This is a genomic window from Pontibacter ramchanderi, from assembly GCF_002846395.1.
In the GTDB taxonomy this organism is placed as follows: Bacteria; Bacteroidota; Bacteroidia; order Cytophagales; family Hymenobacteraceae; genus Pontibacter; species Pontibacter ramchanderi.
Map to the genome: position 1 here is coordinate 625,113 of NZ_PJMU01000001.1, position 18,128 is coordinate 643,240.

General features: G+C 52.3%; 16 protein-coding genes. 10 read left to right on the forward strand and 6 right to left on the reverse strand.

Annotated features, from left to right (window positions below; genetic code table 11):
* From BD749_RS02655 to BD749_RS02675, 5 genes are all read right to left on the reverse strand, one after another.
* Nucleotides 1–1,248, reverse strand: a complete 1,248-nt coding sequence (locus BD749_RS02655; RefSeq protein WP_101442820.1) for an aspartyl protease family protein — start codon at nucleotides 1,246–1,248, stop codon at nucleotides 1–3.
* A 315-nt stretch (nucleotides 1,249–1,563) separates the two neighbouring features.
* On the reverse strand, nucleotides 1,564–4,185 hold the full coding sequence (locus tag BD749_RS02660; protein ID WP_101442821.1) for a DUF5686 and carboxypeptidase regulatory-like domain-containing protein: 2,622 nt from the start codon (nucleotides 4,183–4,185) through the stop codon (nucleotides 1,564–1,566).
* A gap of 520 nt (nucleotides 4,186–4,705) precedes the next feature.
* On the reverse strand, nucleotides 4,706–5,455 hold the full coding sequence (locus BD749_RS02665) for an acetolactate decarboxylase (protein WP_218972539.1): 750 nt from the start codon (nucleotides 5,453–5,455) through the stop codon (nucleotides 4,706–4,708).
* Between the two features lie 39 nt (nucleotides 5,456–5,494).
* Nucleotides 5,495–6,058 (reverse strand): DUF4256 domain-containing protein, encoded by a 564-nt coding sequence (locus tag BD749_RS02670; RefSeq protein ID WP_101442822.1) that lies wholly within the window; start codon nucleotides 6,056–6,058, stop codon nucleotides 5,495–5,497.
* A 28-nt stretch (nucleotides 6,059–6,086) separates the two neighbouring features.
* Nucleotides 6,087–6,446, reverse strand: coding sequence for a DUF4180 domain-containing protein (locus BD749_RS02675; protein WP_101442823.1), 360 nt, complete (start codon nucleotides 6,444–6,446; stop codon nucleotides 6,087–6,089).
* A 469-nt stretch (nucleotides 6,447–6,915) separates the two neighbouring features.
* Here BD749_RS02675 and BD749_RS02680 point away from each other — a divergent pair, with 469 nt between their 5' ends.
* From BD749_RS02680 to BD749_RS02695, 4 genes are all read left to right on the forward strand, one after another.
* Entirely contained in the window at nucleotides 6,916–8,520 is a 1,605-nt protein-coding gene (locus tag BD749_RS02680; protein WP_101442824.1) for a sodium:solute symporter family protein, read from the forward strand.
* Nucleotides 8,460–8,912, forward strand: a complete 453-nt coding sequence (locus BD749_RS02685; RefSeq protein WP_101442825.1) for a GNAT family N-acetyltransferase — start codon at nucleotides 8,460–8,462, stop codon at nucleotides 8,910–8,912. Before BD749_RS02680 ends, BD749_RS02685 begins: the two co-directional genes overlap by 61 nt.
* Nucleotides 8,913–8,915: 3 nt before the next feature.
* Nucleotides 8,916–9,989, forward strand: coding sequence for an alanine racemase (locus BD749_RS02690; protein WP_101442826.1), 1,074 nt, complete (start codon nucleotides 8,916–8,918; stop codon nucleotides 9,987–9,989).
* Nucleotides 9,990–10,118: 129 nt separating this feature from the next.
* The gene (locus tag BD749_RS02695; RefSeq protein WP_245868650.1) at nucleotides 10,119–11,465 is read left to right on the forward strand and encodes a Na+/H+ antiporter NhaA; all 1,347 of its coding nucleotides are present in this window, start codon (nucleotides 10,119–10,121) and stop codon (nucleotides 11,463–11,465) included.
* 72 nt (nucleotides 11,466–11,537) lie between these two features.
* Here BD749_RS02695 and BD749_RS02700 read toward each other — a convergent pair whose 3' ends face one another.
* On the reverse strand, nucleotides 11,538–12,461 hold the full coding sequence (locus tag BD749_RS02700) for a universal stress protein (RefSeq protein ID WP_101442828.1): 924 nt from the start codon (nucleotides 12,459–12,461) through the stop codon (nucleotides 11,538–11,540).
* 161 nt (nucleotides 12,462–12,622) lie between these two features.
* Between BD749_RS02700 and BD749_RS02705 the strand changes: the two genes are divergently transcribed.
* From BD749_RS02705 to BD749_RS02730, 6 genes are read left to right on the forward strand one after another with little or no spacing between them, the layout of a single operon-like run.
* Nucleotides 12,623–14,938 carry a putative monovalent cation/H+ antiporter subunit A gene (locus BD749_RS02705; protein ID WP_101442829.1) on the forward strand — a complete coding sequence of 772 codons (2,316 nt, stop codon included), beginning with the start codon at nucleotides 12,623–12,625 and terminating at the stop codon, nucleotides 14,936–14,938.
* A complete protein-coding gene (locus BD749_RS02710; RefSeq protein ID WP_101442830.1) occupies nucleotides 14,935–15,477 on the forward strand; it encodes an MnhB domain-containing protein in 543 nt (180 codons plus the stop codon). Before BD749_RS02705 ends, BD749_RS02710 begins: the two co-directional genes overlap by 4 nt.
* Nucleotides 15,478–15,481: 4 nt before the next feature.
* Nucleotides 15,482–15,844: a Na+/H+ antiporter subunit C gene (locus tag BD749_RS02715; protein WP_101442831.1), complete on the forward strand. Its 363-nt coding sequence runs from the start codon at nucleotides 15,482–15,484 to the stop codon at nucleotides 15,842–15,844.
* A 9-nt stretch (nucleotides 15,845–15,853) separates the two neighbouring features.
* Nucleotides 15,854–17,362 carry a proton-conducting transporter transmembrane domain-containing protein gene (locus tag BD749_RS02720; protein ID WP_101442832.1) on the forward strand — a complete coding sequence of 503 codons (1,509 nt, stop codon included), beginning with the start codon at nucleotides 15,854–15,856 and terminating at the stop codon, nucleotides 17,360–17,362.
* Between the two features lies 1 nt (nucleotide 17,363).
* Nucleotides 17,364–17,861, forward strand: a complete 498-nt coding sequence (locus tag BD749_RS02725; protein ID WP_101442833.1) for a Na+/H+ antiporter subunit E — start codon at nucleotides 17,364–17,366, stop codon at nucleotides 17,859–17,861.
* On the forward strand, nucleotides 17,858–18,127 hold the full coding sequence (locus tag BD749_RS02730) for a monovalent cation/H+ antiporter complex subunit F (protein ID WP_101442834.1): 270 nt from the start codon (nucleotides 17,858–17,860) through the stop codon (nucleotides 18,125–18,127). The genes BD749_RS02725 and BD749_RS02730 overlap by 4 nt, the downstream gene beginning before the upstream one ends.
* Nucleotide 18,128: the final 1 nt, after the last annotated feature.

Sequence of the window (18,128 nt, forward strand, 5' to 3'; positions counted from 1 at the left end):
TCAGATCCTGCTCTGCAGCACCATCTCAACATTTACCAGCTTAGAGTCACGCTTGAGCTTCAGCTTGACTTTGCGGCCTGGTTTACTGTCGAAAAGCTCCAGCAGTTCGTCCAGGGCCAATTGTTTGCAGTCGCGTCCGTTGATGTTGATGAGTTGGTCGCCGGGCAGGAGTCCGCTGGCCTTGGCCGGGGAGTCGTCGATTACGTGTGACACGACGTAGAAATTAGCTCCTGGCAACGGGGTACTGATCTCAAAACCAGTCATGTTGTAATAAAACGGCTCTCTGTATTTGCTGTTGGGCATCAGCATCATGCGCTGGTGCGGGTAGTCAAATATTACCGTGAATCGCTTCAGAATATCAGACCCCAGGTTACCGTTACGATTCGCCAGGTTAAGCGCCGCCTTAATGGATTCCTCATCTGGATAGGACGCCGGCAGATTCTGCAACTCATACCTACCGAGCGAAAAGCTGTTGATACGCCCGATCTTTCCATTGATGTCTCCACTTAGTCCACGCCCCAGGTAAGCTTCCATCACTTTAGGAGGCAGTTGCAGGCGCTCGTCGGTGGGCAGGTAGAGCGATATAGAGTGGCTCGCCCCTGTATCGATCACTAATTTCACTTTAATTGAATCCCCGTTGTGCTGCCTCACACCGGCCTCCACATAAGCCTTCGTATTCTCAATATGCAGCGGGTATACTTCGGCCTTTTTGGGAACTTTCAGCTCGATGTCAGGGCGGTAGAGAGTCAGGGTCTTGCTGCTGTAATTTATCTTCACAATAAAATTCCGGAAGATATCGTACCCGATGATGCCGTGGATGGGCATGCCCATGCGGGTCGACAGATTAAAGACATCCTCCAGCAGCACATACACCTCATGGTTCACCCCTTCGATGCCCGGCATGCGCATGAAATTACCTTTAGAGTAGATCGCCTCGAGTTCGTGCCCCGTGCCCAAGCCTTGTATGGTGATCCGTCCTGCCTCGTTCAGACTCAGCGAATCGGAATAATGCAGGCGCGTGATGAGCGTGTTTTTCACACCCGAGTCCAGGATAAAGTTTAGCTCATTGGAGTTGTTGATCTGGATGGGTATGATGATCAGGTTATGAACCAGTTTAAACGGTATGGTAACGCTTTTTCGTTTCGTGCTGAAGAAGACTGTATCGTTGGCAAATGCCTGCCCTACTGCTTCGGATAAGAACAGACAGCAGCAAAGACAAAGCAGTAGAAAGGGAGAGAACCTTGCCATGGGAAAACCTACATAAGACTCAGGTAATCAGTCTTATCTGTATACGTAGATTTTAAGGCAAATAGGTATGGATGATTAAATTTATTGTTTTAGTGCTATACCTTTTGAATTAAAAATCCTGGAAAATACAACGTGTGCGTGATCAAAACACCGTCTGAGTGCTGTTATGGCCGGTAACGCTCTGCTGTTGACTCGCCGGATAACGGCAGTGTATCAGCTCAAATGCAAAACTAACCCGTACTCAAAATGGATTCGCAGAGGCTATTTCCTTCCTTCTGTTATCGGACTTAAAAAGAAAAGCCTCTGCTAAACCTGTTAATTCTGATTAAACTTCAGCAGCGTTGCTATACCTATCCGGAAGCCCATTTCCTGAAACTTCCTATCATTAAACGAAGCGGCCGTCTCAATGCGGAAGATGCGGAACACGTTGTCGAGCGAGTAACCTACTTCGTAGTAATGCGGTGAGTGCTCGGTTTTGAGGTAGTTGAAGAAAACGTTTTCCTTTATACCTGTGAAGCGCACCTCCGGAATCTGGGTGAGCAGGAACTTGCGGAACTGGTAGTGGGTGTGCGCCGAAAAGTAAGCTCCGTTTGTGCTATACTGGTAATAGTCGAGCAGGCGGAACGAGCCGGCCGGCTTGAGGCTGCTCAGGATGGTGCGGTTGCCGTCGAAGTGGTTGTAGTCCATAAAGTGCATGCTCTTGCTGTTGAGGTAGGTACCCCCGCGCAGCTCAAACTCCAGCTTGCCCCGTACCCCAAAAGCCAGCGCATGGTTAATGCCGAGCTGTACCTGGTCGAAGTTCACGTCGCTGCCCAACACACCTGCTATACCTTTGCGGTACATTAAGAGCAGTTCCGGCGAGCGCTCCATGATCGGAATTTTGCGGCCGTTATACATCCGGTAGCGCTGCACCGGGCGGTAACTCAGGTTGGCCTGCAACACCAGTGCCTCGTGCTTCGGAAACTCCGTGCTCTCCAGCTCCACATTGTCCGGTGTGCTGGGGGTAAAGGCCCTGTCTTCGTCGTTGTAAAAGAAACTGCGGTCGGTGTTGTTGTAGAGTTGGTTGCGCTGCGACCACTCCAGGTTGCCGTTCACCTTCAGCCACACCGAGGGCTTGTACTCGAAGCCTGTCTCTACAAAGTTCTTTTCATAGATCTTCATGTAGTTGCGGCGGAAGAGCAGTGTGCTGAGCGTGTTGATGTGCGGGTGGATCGGGTTGTCGCTGTTGAACTGTTCCACAAACTGGCCGCCCTCCAGGTATAGCAAATGCGACTTGCCCTTGCTCCGGACAGTATGCGATACCCGGGCCTTCGCATAGAAATCCTCGCTGTCGAAGCCATACCGGAACGTAGGCGCCACTTCGAATGTGCGGCGCAGACTGTCGTACTGATGGCGCAGCTTGCCGCTCAGGTTCACGTTCCAACCCTCCACGGTGTTGTAATAAACATTGGCAAAGGTTGGATCGATGTTGATGCGCGTTTTAGGCGAAAGTCTGTAGCTGCCGCCCGTGGCCAGGTCCTGGGGCTTGAATTTCTTCTTCTTGATCACCTTGGTCGAGTCCTTGCCTGTGAGCTCGGCCGACTTAATTTGCGCCAGCGAATCGTCGCGCTGATAGCCTCTGATTTCCTTATCGCTCAGTGGAACCGGGCGTATAGACTCCCAGTAAGCCGAGTCGCGCTTGGTGGCCAGTTTGTCGACGGTGTAGCTGCGCTCCGATATCACTTCCGGGTCTTTTCTTTCCTTCAGCGACTCCTTTTCCTGCTCCAGGATCAGCTGCCGGAACTGCTTGCGCGTCAGTTTGTCCTGGTTGGCCAGCGCCTTCAGGTTGGGGTTCTTGTTGCTCGACTTGATGGCGGCAATCGCCTCGGGCACCTCTTCCACCTTCTCGTCGATGATCTCTTTTGGCGCCACCAGTTTTTTGTTCAGCACCACCTTGAAATCAGAGCTGGAGGCCAGGTAGCGGAACTCGCCACCAAAACCCATCACCTTGCCCGAGAAATGAAACTGGTGTGTTGTCGGCATCCAGACAGTCGGGGCCACTTCGGCATAGTTCTGTTTCACCCGGATCGGGAAGCCCATCATGCTGGTTTTGAGGTCGAGGCTGTGAATGGCCCAATAGCCTTCGATGATGTAGATGTAGCCCTCAAACACATTGTCGCCGCGCGAGCGTGGAGTCACCTTGATCTTGTTCACATCGATGTTTCCTTCCTGAAAGCTACCCTCGTACTGGAACTTGTAGTAGGCGAAGGCCGAGCGCGAAAGCGGCGATACCATCTCCGCCACTTTGTCGTTGTAGAAACTCGCACTGACAAACATCATCGGGGAAATCGAGCCTTTGTTGTCGCCGGACGTGCGGATGGAGATGACCTTTTCCTCAAATTTGTTCGGTTGCGAAAATTTGATCTCACTCACCGACTCCACGGTATAGGCTTCGTTCAACTTCACGCCTTCCTCTTTGAGTTTGTTTTTGAGGAAGAAGGGCGCATTGGTCAGCTCGCCGGTACCCTTCACGTATACCTTCATCTGGTAGCTGTCGTACTGCAGCAGGTGGTATTTCTTTTTGGCGATGGCCTTGCGCATGATGGTATAGGCCGGGTCCTCCCCTTTTCCCTTCACCTGCACTTCTTTCAGAGCAAATGATTGCTCGCCCAGTTTAAAATCGCGCTGCACCCACTTGTCTGTGATCTCTACCTCCACTAGCTGCGCTTCGTATCCGATGTATTTTACCACCACCGTGTGCTTACCTGCTGGCAACTTGATCTCATACTCGCCGTTTGCGTTGCTCGACGAGCCGTTGTTGAGGTTGGTGATGTAGACCGAGGCAAAGGGCAGTGCCTCGCCTTTCTGGTTCTTGATGCTGCCTCGTATACCTTGGGCAGAAAGTGTAAGCTGTGACAGAACCAGCAGAAGGGTAAGAACAAAGGCTAAAAAACGCATCGTAAGGAAGGTATAGAAAGCTAAAAAGATAAGTTAAAAGGGCCTAGCGAGTAAAAAGGGGCAAGTTCTACCGAAAACTATCCCCTTGAGAGAGTATAGGGGTGTCAATTAGTTGCTGGAAAGCCGATAGTTGACTAATTCATCATTCAACTGCAATTGTAAACACCCCTCTGAAAGCTACGCTCGCAAGCTTTGAACTCCCGTACTCACTTGTCCTCAAGGGGAGAATTCATTTGAACTTAACGGTCCTACCTAGTAAGTAGGCCATATCATACGTAAGCAGATCGGGGAAGGCGGGTGCTTGAAACACCGGGGTAGCAAGGTGTTAGTTTTCATAAATAGGTATAAGAGGTAAATAAGCACAATGATATTCTTACTGCAATATATAGTTAAGATACAATTTAACCTCAAACGGTTGCACGCATTTTTGATTTTTTTGCAAAAAGGAATAGCTGCTATACCTGGCAAATTGTTTCAGGTATAGCAGCTGTTAGGAAGCTCTGTAAATGACGGCTGTGCCCTACTCTTTCGGCAGGTATAGCGTCAGGCTACCGGGCTTAAATACGACCTTATCCAGATGGCCCATTTTGGAGCGGTCTTTCGTGATCAGGTGCAGGTGCAGGAAGGTGTCGTGATGCGTGAAGACGGCTTTGTGCTCCGTGGAGAAGAAACCTGCTACCTCCACCTCTTCAGGTCCTAGCTCATAATCAACTTGCCCTTGGTGTGCTTCGTCGGGGTTGCTGACGGTAGAGCCTGCCGGCAGGTTCACGATGTGAATAGTGGCCTGCTCTATTTCGCCGCTCAGCTTAAAGGGGAAGGGCCTTTTGTTGTTTTTGGTCTCCCCATCCAGGTATAGCTCCAATTGTTGCAGAGTCTGGATGGAGTCCGGCACAGCGCGCTCCTGCCACTCGGATACCCGCGCATAAACGAAAAAGGGCGCTTTGGCTGCAAAGGTCTCCTCCACCCGCATGGTCGAGTCGCTGGTCACTACAGCTTTGAAGCTCTTGCCATCCACGATCAAGAGTTCACCGGCCAGGTACTCTACAGGCCCCAATCCGATCAGGTTCTTTTTAGCAGAAAGCGTATCCAGGTCGATGGTGCCCGCCAGTTCGCCATTCCACATCACGTTGCGCATCGCACCTACCACCTGCACGTCATGGTTTCGGATTGTATCCTCCTGTGCTTGTTCAGGCGATCCGCAGCTCGTAAGCGCACAAATTCCTATTCCAAGTATAGTGCAGGCAATAGCATTCTTTTCCCTAATGTTCATTCTTCATTATAGATTGATTTCTTGCTTTTTAGGTATAAGCTATACCTGTAGCATTCCCCTAAAACCTCTCGCAGCATAGTAAGATTGCGCACCGTTGTGGTACATAAACACCTGGTTGTAGCGGCGGTCGCAGAACAGCGCACCTCCCAGTTTTCTGATCTCGGCCGGTGTCTGGATCCAGCTGGATGTTTTGAGGTCGAACTCGCCCAATTGCTGCAGTTCCCGGTATTGTTCTTCCGTCAATAACTCAATACCCATGGCTGTGGCCATATCGACGGCACTGTTCTCAGGTCGGTGCTCTTTCCGTGACTCGAGTCCTTCGCGGTCGTAACAAACACTCCTGCGGCCCTTTGGACTCTCGGCAGCGCAATCGAAGAAGCTGATGTCGTCTGTCATAGGGTCCCGCCCCACCACATCCGGCTCCCCTCCCGTTCGCTCCATTTCGTGCAGTGACCAGAGCTTGGTTGGGTTCGCCTCCAGCCTAGCCAATACATTCGCCCAGGCTATACCCGCGTGGCGGTGCATGTTCTTCTCAAAGCGGGTTTTTAAAGTGTGGAGAAGTTCCTCGGCTTGTGCCGGAGAAAGTTCGTTCGTTTTTTTCATTGGAGGATGCTTATTTGGGCCGTATAAATTATTGGGAGAGTCTGTTTAATGCTTCTGCAACGGAGCTCACAAAATTGACCTGCCTGCCTTTGTTGCTTTCATAGATAAAGTCCTGAACGCTCTGACGGGTGTATTTTGAGAAGTCGCCTACGATAGCTAACCTAACACGATAGTTGGAGAACTTTTGAAGTATTTCGCCTGCCATGCCGTTTTTCAGATCAAAGAAATCAGGCGTGATGTTCTGCTCATAGAGGATGACCCGATCAAAGTCCAGATAATAAATGTTTCCTAACAGGTCCAAGCCATCATCTACACCACGGATGACCCTATTTGCAGAAACCACTTCGGCTATTCTGGTACCGTTTATGGTATGGGTTTCAATTGTCAACTGTCTTTTATTTTAGAGAAGGTTTCCCAATTCAAGCAATCTCTCCGTTGCTAAAAGCACATGCTGCACCTTTGCCAGCTAAACTTACCTGAATACCCCAAGTGTTCTCGCTCTATATAGCAACCATCCAATATAGGTAATTATCTAATGTTTCGAACCTGGAGTGCTAATAATTTTCACATCCAGATTTCGCTTTTCTCATGGGCTTTTACCAAGCTCAGCCAGGCATTTGTGATGTTATTCTAAATGTTATTATCCTAACAAAACTACACTCCCCCTGCCGTTTTTAAATGACAAATCACTTTATCCCACATTTTCAGATATTGCATAAAAACCACACCCCATTTTAATGCATTGTACCATCTAAAGCCACTTTCTAATCAAAAAACGTGCTTTTAAGCAAATTTTTGAGTATATTCAAAAATAGCGATACTGATAACATTAACACGAACTTATACTATTCCAATACATGCATTTTTTTGACCTCACTATTTTCGTGCTCTACATGCTGGCCATGCTGGGCGTTGGTTTTTACTTTCTGAAAAAGAACCAGGGCGCAGACGACTACTATGTGGGAGGACGAAACATGGGTAGTGGGCATATCGGTCTGTCGGTAGTGGCAACAGATGTGGGCGGCGGCTTCTCGATAGGTCTGGGCGGTCTTGGCTTTGTGATGGGACTCTCCGGGGCCTGGATGCTGTTCACCGGCCTGCTGGGCGCCTGGCTGGCGGCTGTTTTTCTTATACCTAAAGTCAAGCGCAATCCGGCTTTCGATACGTTTCTCACCTTTCCCCAGATCTTCGGCCACTATTTTAATGCCCGTGTGGCACTGCTGGCTGGTATCATTTCGGCCATCGGCTACACCGGCTTTACCAGCTCTCAGATTCTGGCAGGTGCTAAACTGGCCAGTGGCACCTTCACCAACCTCGACCTGAACATGGCTCTTATCATCATGGGTGTCATCGCGGTGGTCTATACTGTGATGGGCGGCATGAAAGCGGTGATCTACACCGACACCGTGCAGTGGGCCATCCTGATGGGCGGTCTGATCTTCATCGGTATACCTGTATCCTTTCTGGCTGTGGGGGGCGGCGTGGAGCAGATCAGCTTCAGTCAGCTTACCAACATGGCCTGGCTGATTGAGCAATCCGGTCGCAGCATGGAAGCCATTCGGAGCACTCTGCCCGCTGAGTTTCTGACACTGACCAATATCACCTGGCCACAGATCGTGAACTGGGCCATTACGATCATACCGATCTGGTTTGTGGGCATGACGCTCTACCAGCGCATCTACGCCTGCCGCGACGAGAAAACGGCTAAACGTGCCTGGTACCTGGCCGGTCTGTTTGAGTGGCCGATCATGGCGTTTATGGGGGTGAGCTTAGGTATACTGGCCCGCGTGGCCGCTGAACAAGGTATGTTTGAGGCATTGGGTATTGGTACGGAGATTGATCCGGAGTCGGGTCTTCCGCTGCTACTGCGCTCGGTGCTGCCTGTTGGCTTGATGGGGCTGATGCTCTCGGCTTATTTTTCGGCCATTCTCTCCACAGCCGACAGCTGCCTGATGGCTTCCTCGGGCAATATCGTCACCGACGTCATCGGGCATTTCACCAAGTCCGACCCTGAATCACCAAGGATGTTGCGCCTATCGCAGTTGACTACCCTGCTTGTCGGAGCCTTCGCGCTTTGGCTGGCAACTACCATGACCAACGTGCTCAACCTGATGCTTTACTCCTACGCTTTTATGGTGTCGGGCTTGTTTGTGCCGATCATCGGGGCGTTGTTCTGGAAGCGCCGCAGCAATGTGGCTGCTTTCTGTGCGATGCTTGTCGGTGGCACCACCACTATTCTGCTGCAGGTAACCATGAACGCCGAGGGCTTCGTACAAATCCCATTCCTTGGGCTTAGCTTCGGGTTGCCTTACGGTCTCGACCCTAATTTATTTGGCCTCACAGCTGCCCTGGTGCTCTACATTACGTTAACTATTCTATACCCCAACAAAACGCATAAGAAATGGCAGAACACAACTCCGTCCACTACGAAATCTATACCCCAACCAATCACCAGCAGTTAAACCGCGACGAAGTGCTCGACTTCCTGTTCCATCACCTGGACCAGTACGGTGACGCCCGCGCCGACATTGCCAAGTGCATGGACTATGCGTTGTCGGAGGCAGCGGGAAAAGGCGGCTCGGTGATCGTGGCCCGTGAAGACGGCAAGGTGGTAGGTGCGTTGATCCTGAACAATACAGGTATGAGCGGGTATATACCGGAGAACATACTCGTATACGTGGCCGTGCATGGCAACCAGCGTGGCAAAGGCGTTGGTAAAAAGCTGGTGCAACTGGCCACTGAGACAAGTGAGGGCAGCATTGCGCTGCACGTGGAGCCCGACAATCCGGCCCGCCACCTCTACGAAAAAATGGGCTTCACCAATAAATACTTAGAATACAGACTTATCCGATAAAGCATGGCCGTATTAAAACTGTGCCGCTCTAAACTCAGACACAACTATAACCACATCGACCGGGTGCTCCGCGAAAAAGGTATTGATTGGGGCGTCGTCACCAAACTGCTCTGCGGCGAAGAGACCTTTTTGAAGGAGGTGCTCGATCTGGGCGTGAAAGAGGTGCACGATTCGCGCGTATCGAACCTGGTTGCCATCAAGAAAATGGCCCCCGATGTGCAAACAGTCTACATCAAACCCGCTCCAAAACAGAGTATACCCGACATCATCAAATACGCCGATGTAAGCTTCGAAACGGAGCTCGACATCATCCGGCTATTGTCGGAGGAGGCCGTCAGACAAAACAGAACCCACAAGATCATCATTATGATCGAGATGGGTGACCTGCGGGAAGGCGTGATGGGCGACGATCTGGTAGACTTCTATGCCCAGATCTTCAAGTTGCCGGGCATTTCCGTGATCGGGCTCGGGGCTAACTTCAACTGCCTGCACGGCGTGATGCCTACGCAAGACAAACTGATCCAGCTCAGCCTTTACAAACAGATCATCGATGCAAAGTTCAACATCGAGATTCCCTGGGTTTCGGGGGGCACCTCGGTCACGATACCGCTGCTTTTTAACCACCAGATGCCCCGGGGCGTCAATCATTTCCGTATTGGCGAGGCGCTTTATTTTGGGCTTAACCTGTTCACCGGTGAGACCTTTGAGGGCATGCACGACGATGTGTTCGAGTTTTGCGCTGAGATCATCGAGCTCAACGAAAAGCCCATGATCCCGATTGGGATGCTGGCCGAGAACCCCAGTGGTGAAAGTTTTGAGATAGACGAGAGCCTGTACGGCAAAACCTCCCACCGCGCCATTCTGGATGTAGGCCTGCTCGATATCAACCCAAAATACCTGATCCCGAAAGACAAAGAGCTGAGTGTGGTAGGCGCCAGCTCCGATATGCTGGTGGTAGAACTAGGCGAGAACAAGCAGCATTACAAAGTGGGCGACGTGCTCAGTTTCAACCTCCGGTACATGGGCGCACTTAGCATCATGAACTCCCGGTATATTGCCAAGGAGGTGGTGGATTGAATTGTTTAGGTCACGATTAAGTCGCCGTGTCCCGGTTACTATTTTAGCTACAAGGCAAAGCCAGGTCAAAACTTTTCAGGACTTGCTACGTCTCTAAGGTAAATCTGAATATGGCTATTCTTTTATACCTTGGCAGCTAAACCCCTTTTGATCAAACGCATTGTCTATACCTTCGAGCGTTTCGAGCAGGTACTGGTGCGTGGCGGCACTTTAACGATCGTAGTCGCATTGCTGGCCCTTACCTGGCTGAACTCTCCCTGGGGCCACTCCTGGCTATACCTGTGGGAGAACCCCTTAACGATCACTTTTGGCAAATACAGCTTCGCGCAGCCGCTTGGTTTCTGGGTGCAGCAGGTGCTGCTGACGCTGCTATACCTGGTATTAGGCTTGGAACTGAAACGAGTGCTGCGGGTGGGCGAACTAAAGGAAAAGCCTGATCTGATCTTTACGGTGGCTGCCTCCCTGGGTGGCATGGTGCTTCCGGTGGCATTTTACCTTTATCTGGCGCCTGCTGGCGCTGCGTCGGGGTGGCCGGTCGTGGCCACGGCCGATGCGGCAACGGTACTGGCCTTGCTCGCGCTGGCCAGCAACTCGCTACCTCTCTCGCTGCGGGTGTACGTATCCACGGCATCCATCATGCAAGGTATAGCTAGTTTGCTGCTCAGCGTTCTTCTCTACACCTCCGTCCAAAATATGCTCGTCTTATCCATCGCCACCGGTCTGTTCGGGCTGCTCGTGGTGTTACGGGCACTACGCAACCGCACCATGTGGCTATACCTGATGCTGAGTCTGGGTATGCTGATAAGCCTGCTACTGGCGGGTGTGCAGGGCGCAGTGGCCGGTGTATTGCTGGCCTTGGTTATTCCGGTGCACTCCAGAGTACGCGAAGAGGATTTCGTGACCTCCACCGATACCATTATGGGCCAACTCCATGCCCTGCGCATGATGAAGCGCCCGGAGCCGGATGAAGAAATTGAGGAGGATTTTCAGGCGGCTGTGCATACGCTCCGGGTGAACAGCACACGCGCGCTCTCCCCGCTTCGGCGGCTGCAACAAAGGCTTTTGCCCTGGGCGGCCTACCTGGCGCTGCCGCTTTTCGTGCTGGCTTTTGTGCCCTTCGCCTACAACAGTTTTGCCTGGCGCGATTTACTGGGTCCTGTTCCGCTGGGAGTGTGCCTGGGGTTGGTGCTGGGCAAGCCGCTTGGCATGTTGCTTTTTGGCTGGATGGCTTCGCTTTCAGGTATAGCGCGTATACCTGCCGCCGTACATTGGGGGCAATTGATTGGTGCAAGCATGCTGACAGGCGCCGGTTTTGTGTTCTCGCTGTTTCAGGCCTTGCAGACCTTTGCAGATGCTGAGCAACTCACACTCGTGCGGATAAGCATTTACGCCACTTCTGCGCTGGCCGGGCTGCTGGGTATACTGGTGCTGGCAGTGGCCGGCAAAACAAAAGACCTGCCACACACACAGGTATAGCAGGTCTTTTTAACGGGTAATGGCTAATGAATAATTACTCGTGAATAGTAATTACTCATTAATCATTAGTCACTAATCATTGCTCAGCAGGGCGTCCAGGAATCCGATCTCCTCTTTCTCTTTCTTGTACACGATCATGGGGATGTCGTCGTTGTAGCGCAGGATTTTCTCAGTTACACTACCCAGCACAAACAGTGCCGCGGCCGATTTACCCTTGGCCCCGATCACGAGCATGTCGGCCTTGGCGCGCTTGGCCTCTACCATGATCAACTCGCCCACGTCATCCTCATTTTCCTGCTTTACAAGTCGCAGCGTTGCCCTGTCTCTCAGCTCAGGGAAACGATCGAGCACTTGCTCGAACTTATTGCGGGCAAAGCCTTTCATGCGCTCATCAAAGTCTTCGTAGCTCATGCCCAAAGTGATGTAGCCGCTTGGCACCTGGTACACATGCAGGCAGGTGATGCGCACTTCGGGTCTGGGCAGCGCTGAACTCAGCATACGCTCAAGGGCCATAAGCGAGTATTCCGAGAAATCAACGCTCACCATGATGTGGCTTAAAACGCTATCCTCGTTCTCTGGCACAAACAGCACGCTCACACGGCCAGTGCGCAGTATTTTCTGAGCCAGCACACCGCTTCCGCGCATGTGGAATTTGCGGCCCACTACTACCAGGTCGATCTGCTTCACCTTCGACCAGTGCAGCAGTTCTTTCAGAGGAGAACCTTCCACTACCTGCACCTCAACCTGCACACGGCTGTCGGGCCCGAAATAACGGTCTACTCGCTCGATCAGGGATGTGCGCAGTTTCTCATCGGCAGGCATGCCATTTGGCATGCTATCATACACTTCGTCAGGTATGTCCAGACTCTTCTCGGCGTGAATGAAGTAAACTCTTTCTATTTCGGAGATGGAGCAAAGGAAGGCGGTGTAGCGGATCAGGGTTTCGTCCATCTCCGATAGGTCGAGCCCCACCATAATACGTTTCAGCGAGTTCATGATAATGTTTTGGTTTATGGGTTAACGTTTGCTGCGCTTGTCTTTTTCGTTCTCCCCCTCTCAATTTCGCCCCTGACGTAACATAAAACGCGCAGATTGGTACTAAGTGTTAAATCAGCTACGAAATTAACAAGGATACATTTACAAACTAAGCATTTTTGATGTTTTTAGCTATACTCGCAGGTTTCCTGTTGGCATTTGCCGCGCCTATGCTCTACCGCTGGCTCGGTAAATGGGTATTCGTGCCGATGGCGCTGCTGCCGTTCTCCATTTTTGTGTACCTGCTCACACTGGCTCCTGCCGTACTCAACGGCCAGAACCTGGGTGAACTGCAGGCCTGGGCTCCCTCGCTCAACATCAACCTGCACTTCTTTCTCGACGGACTCAGTCTGCTCTTCGCCTTGCTGATCACAGGCTTCGGCACCCTTATCATGCTATACGCGGGCGGCTACCTAAAGGGACATCCTTTGCTGGGGCGTTTCTACCTATACCTCGCGCTGTTCATGACGGCTATGCTCGGACTCGTGCTGGCCGGCAACATTATTTCTGTGTTTGTGTTCTGGGAGCTCACCAGCATCAGCTCATACCTGCTCATCGGTTTCGGGCACGACAAGGAGAGCTCTCGGAGTTCGGCGCTGCAAGCCCTGCTGGTAACGGGCCTTGGCGGACTTGCCCTGATGGGCGGGATGATATTGCTGGGTCTGGCAGGCGAAAGCTATACCTTGAGCGAGCTGCTGGAACGTGGCGACCTGGTCAGAAACCATGCCCTCTACCTGCCGGCTCTGGTGCTGCTGCTGCTGGGAGCCTTCACTAAATCCGCGCAATTTCCCTTTCACTTCTGGCTTCCCAACGCCATGGCCGCGCCCACGCCCGTTAGTGCCTACCTGCACTCGGCCACCATGGTGAAGGCGGGCGTATACCTGCTGGCCCGGCTCACCCCCGTGATGGGCGGCACCGACGAGTGGCAGTATACCCTGATGCTGGTGGGCGGCGTCACCACAGTGCTAGGTGCCTTGCTGGCCACGCAACACACCGATCTCAAGGCCATTCTGGCCTACACCACCATCAGCGCGCTGGGACTACTGGTGACCATGACAGGTATAGGAACGGCGCCCGCCCTGGAGGCCATGGTCGTATTTCTGCTCGCGCATGCGCTCTACAAGGGCACCTTTTTCCTGGTGGCCGGCAACGTAGACCACGCAACCGGCACCCGCGACCTGACGCAGCTCAGTGGTCTGTCCGGCACCATGCGCTACACGGCTACCGCGGCGCTGCTGGCAGGTATGTCCATGGCGGGTTTGCTGCCTTTCTTTGGCTTTATCGGCAAGGAACTGCTGTATGAGGCCACATTGCAGGAGAGTCCATTCCGGTGGCTGCTCTTTGCTGTAAGCTTCTTTTCGGGCATGGTGTTCGTGGCAGTGGCCATTGCGCTGGGATTTGGTATCTTCTGGCAACGCAGCACGAGGCCCACGCCACTTCAGCACCCCGACAAGCCGCTGCTATACCTGCCCCCGGTTATACTGGCCTGCACTGGCCTGGTCTTTGGGCTGCTGCCCGGCTTTTTCGTGACGCCGCTCCTACGCCGTGCCGCCGAGGCCATGCTGGGTGTGGAGCAGGTGTTTGAGCTGGCCCTGTGGCATGGCTTCAACCTGGTGCTGGGCCTGAGTCTACTCACCGTACTGCTGGGCTATGTGGTATACCGGTACTCAAATAAATTGCTGAGCTACGCCAGCCGCTTTAACGGACTTTACCGGCTGGGCCCGGCCAATTTATACCAACTGGGACTCAATGGCTTCCTGACCGGGGCCACCAAAATTACAGCGACAATCCAGAACGGGTATCTGCGCAGCTATATTGCAGCCATCATCACAGCTTTTATCGCCCTGGTGGTGCTCTCGCTCTCGCGGGGCGGGCCGCGGCTGGAGCTGGCAAACAGACTCCCCGAACTCACGCAGTTGCGCCTGTATGAAGTGGTGCTCCTGATGATGATCATACCGGCGCTTATCTTTCTCTTCAAGTCACGCTCCCGCCTCACGTCCATCGCCATCATGGGCATTATCGGCTACTCAGTGGCGCTGTTCTACATTCTTTTCGGGGCGCCGGATGTGGCCGCTACCCAGCTGCTCATCGAGACCCTGACGGTCGTGATTTTTGTGCTCATACTTCACAAGCTTCCGGCCTTCACCTATCTGTCGCATGCCTCGGAGCGCTACAAATATGTGCTGCTCTCCCTGGCTTTCGGCGCCGTGATGACCTATGTGATCCTGATCGTAAAGCAGTATCCGCTCGACTCGCAGTTGAAAGCCTACTACGGCCAAAGCAGTTACCTGCTCGGGCAGGGGCGCAACATCGTAAACGTGATTCTGGTAGATTTCAGGGCACTTGACACACTTGGAGAGATTGTGGTGCTGGCCGTGGCCGCCATCGGTATTATGGCCATGCTGAAACTACGTATGCAGAAAGGAGACAAACCATGAAAACCGTCATACTTGCGACCGCCATTCGCATCCTCATCCCCATCTTCATCATCTTCTCCGTCTATACCTTGTTTCGGGGGCATAACCACCCGGGCGGGGGCTTTATTGGGGGGTTGATCGGAGCCATCGCCTTTGTGTTCCATACCATGACGCACGGGCCGCAGCACACCGTGGACACCTTCCTGAAGGTGAACCTCTACGGATACCCGCGCCAGCCTAACCAGAGCCGCTCGCTTTACCTCATGCGCATGATGCGGGTGAATGTGTGGCGGCGCAGAAAAATGGCCCGGCACCCGGAAGTCAAACACCGCATGATCCGCATCGAGTCTGTCTACATCATCGCTACGGGCCTGCTATTGGCCGTTACCAGCGGTGTGTTTGGCCTGTTGTCAGGGCAGCCCTTCATGCACGCGTACTGGACCGATTTTTACATCCCGATACTGGGCAAACCGGGTACACCAATCCTCTTCGACCTGGGTGTATACCTGCTGGTGATTGGGGTGGTGCTCAAAATAACTTTTGTGATGTCAGAAGAATAAGAACATGGAACTTATACTGCCTTTTTTGATCGGAATTCTCTTTTCGGCGAGTCTATACCTGATCCTGCACCGGCATTTTTTTAAACTCATACTAGGGCTTATTCTTTTTGGACTGGCCACCAACCTGTTTCTGTTCGTTATCGGCCGTCTGACCCGCGGCGGATCGGCCATTATCGGGCCGGAAGAAAAGGTAGCCACAGAGCCATTTGCCGACCCCGTGCCGCAGGCACTTCTGCTCACCGCCATCGTGATCGGCTTTGGCATTCAGGCTTTTGCCATTGTACTCATCAAAAGGGTATACCAGTCGTTCGGTACCAACGACCTCGACGACATGAATACTACCGACCAGATAGAAGAAAAACACTAAGCACCCCTTATGAACCACCTGCTCATCGTGTTGCCAATGCTCATTCCGCTGTACGGGGCCATCCTCAGCCTCTTCTCATGGCGGTATGTACGGGCGCAACAGATTATCGGCATCCTGGCGCAAGCCTGTATGCTGATTGCTTCGTTTATGCTGCTCTTTGATGTGAATGAACATGGTATTCGCACTACCCAGATTGGTAGTTGGCCTGCCCCCTTTGGCATTACGCTGGTGGCCGACCTGTTTAGCTCCATGATGGTCATCACCAGCGCCATTACAGGCATGGCCATTTACCTCTTCTCCATCAAAGGACTCGACAAGGCACGTCAGAGCTTTGGCTACTACCCGGTACTCATGATATTGCAATTGGGCGTGTCCGGCGCCTGCCTGACGGGGGATCTTTTCAACCTGTTCGTGTGGTTTGAAGTGCTGCTCATCTGCTGCTTCGTGCTGATTGCGCTGGGGGGCACCAAACCGCAATTGGAGGGGGCTATTAAGTACGTGACCATCAACTTTCTGGCTACCGGCTTTCTGCTGACAGGTATAGGGGTGGTATACGGCATACTGGGCTCGCTCAACCTGGCGGAGCTGGCCGTGCTGGTGCGCACGCCGGTGTCGCACCCGGCCCTAATTACCATGGCAGGTATGTTTTTCCTGATTGCTTTCGGTATCAAGGCGGCCATTTTTCCGCTTTTTTTCTGGTTGCCGGCTTCCTACCATACCCCACCCATTGCCATATCAGCCTTTATTGCGGGCATGCTCACCAAGGTAGGTATGTATGCGTTCATCCGGCTTTTTACGCTTGTGTTCGTCACGGACCAAGAGTTGACGATACCGCTGTTAACCGTGCTGGCTGGATTTACGATGGTGCTCGGGGTGTTTGGGGCGGCTTCTCAGAATGACTTCCGTAAGATCCTTTCCTTTCACATCGTAAGTCAGATCGGGTATATGCTGATGGGACTGGCGCTGTATACGCCGCTGGCCATAGCAGGCAGTATTTACTTTATCCTGCACAACATCCTGGTCAAAACAAATTTATTTCTGATAAGTGGCGTAGTGGCGCACCGCCATGGCACCTTTGCGCTCAAGAAGCTAGGCGGCATATACCTGCAGCAGCCTTTTCTGTCGGTGCTGTTTTTTATATCGGCTTTCTCGCTGGCTGGTATACCGCCTTTCTCGGGGTTCTGGGGCAAGTTCATGCTGGCCAAGGCCGGCTTCGAAATCGATAGTTTTGTGATCGTGCTCGTGTCACTTGCCGTCAGCCTGATCACCATCTTCTCCATGACCAAGATCTGGAACGAGGTGTTCTGGAAAAACAAGCCCGAGTCTGATCCGCTTCTCAACGTTATGACTGAACGTGAGAAACATAACAACCGACTGCTGCACCTGCCGGTGGCTTTTCTGGCAGTGTTCATTCTTTTTATCGGTCTCTATGCCGAACCCGTGGTGGCCATGGCGCAGCTGGCGGCCGAACAACTCCTGAACAGCGAACTATACATCAATGCCGTATTAAAGAGATAACATGAAAACATTTATCATACACTTCCTCATTGCTTTTATCGGCAGTTACCTTTATTTCAAGTACGGGGACCCTATGCTGCCCTACAATGCGTTCTGGGCCGTTGTGGTGGCTGTTTTCATCATGTTTGTGTTGTGGCTCACCACTCCCTTCTACCATCGTACCTATTTTCATAAACTGCCCAGGGCCCTCAACTTTATCGCCTACTTTTTAAAAGAACTCGTGGTGGCCAACCTGCGTGTGGCCTACGACATCCTCACGCCCAACTACCGTATGAAGCCCGCAGTCGTGGCTGTTCCGCTTTCCGTTACAACCGACCTGGAGATCACGTTGCTGGCAAACATCATCACTTTAACGCCTGGCTCGCTTATGATTGACATCAGCGCGGACCGAAAACTTCTATACATGCACACGCTCTATGTGAAAGACAACGATTTGGAATCTGTAAAGTATCACATCAAACACGGTTTTGAGCGCCGTTTAATGCAACTGACCAGATGAGTTTATTTTCCTTCACACTGATATTCGCCATGGCCTCCCTCAGCCTCTGCCTCGTCATGACGGGCATTCGCTTTGCCATTGGACCCACGCTACCTGATCGCATCACCGCCTTTGACCTTTTTGTGGCCAATATCATTGGCATGGTAGCCATCTATACCGAATTCACCGGCAATGAAGACTTTATTGACGTGGGCATCATCCTCTCACTGTTCGGTTTTCTTGGCTCTATTTCGTTTGCGTATTACCTTATGAAGTCAACCCGATAGC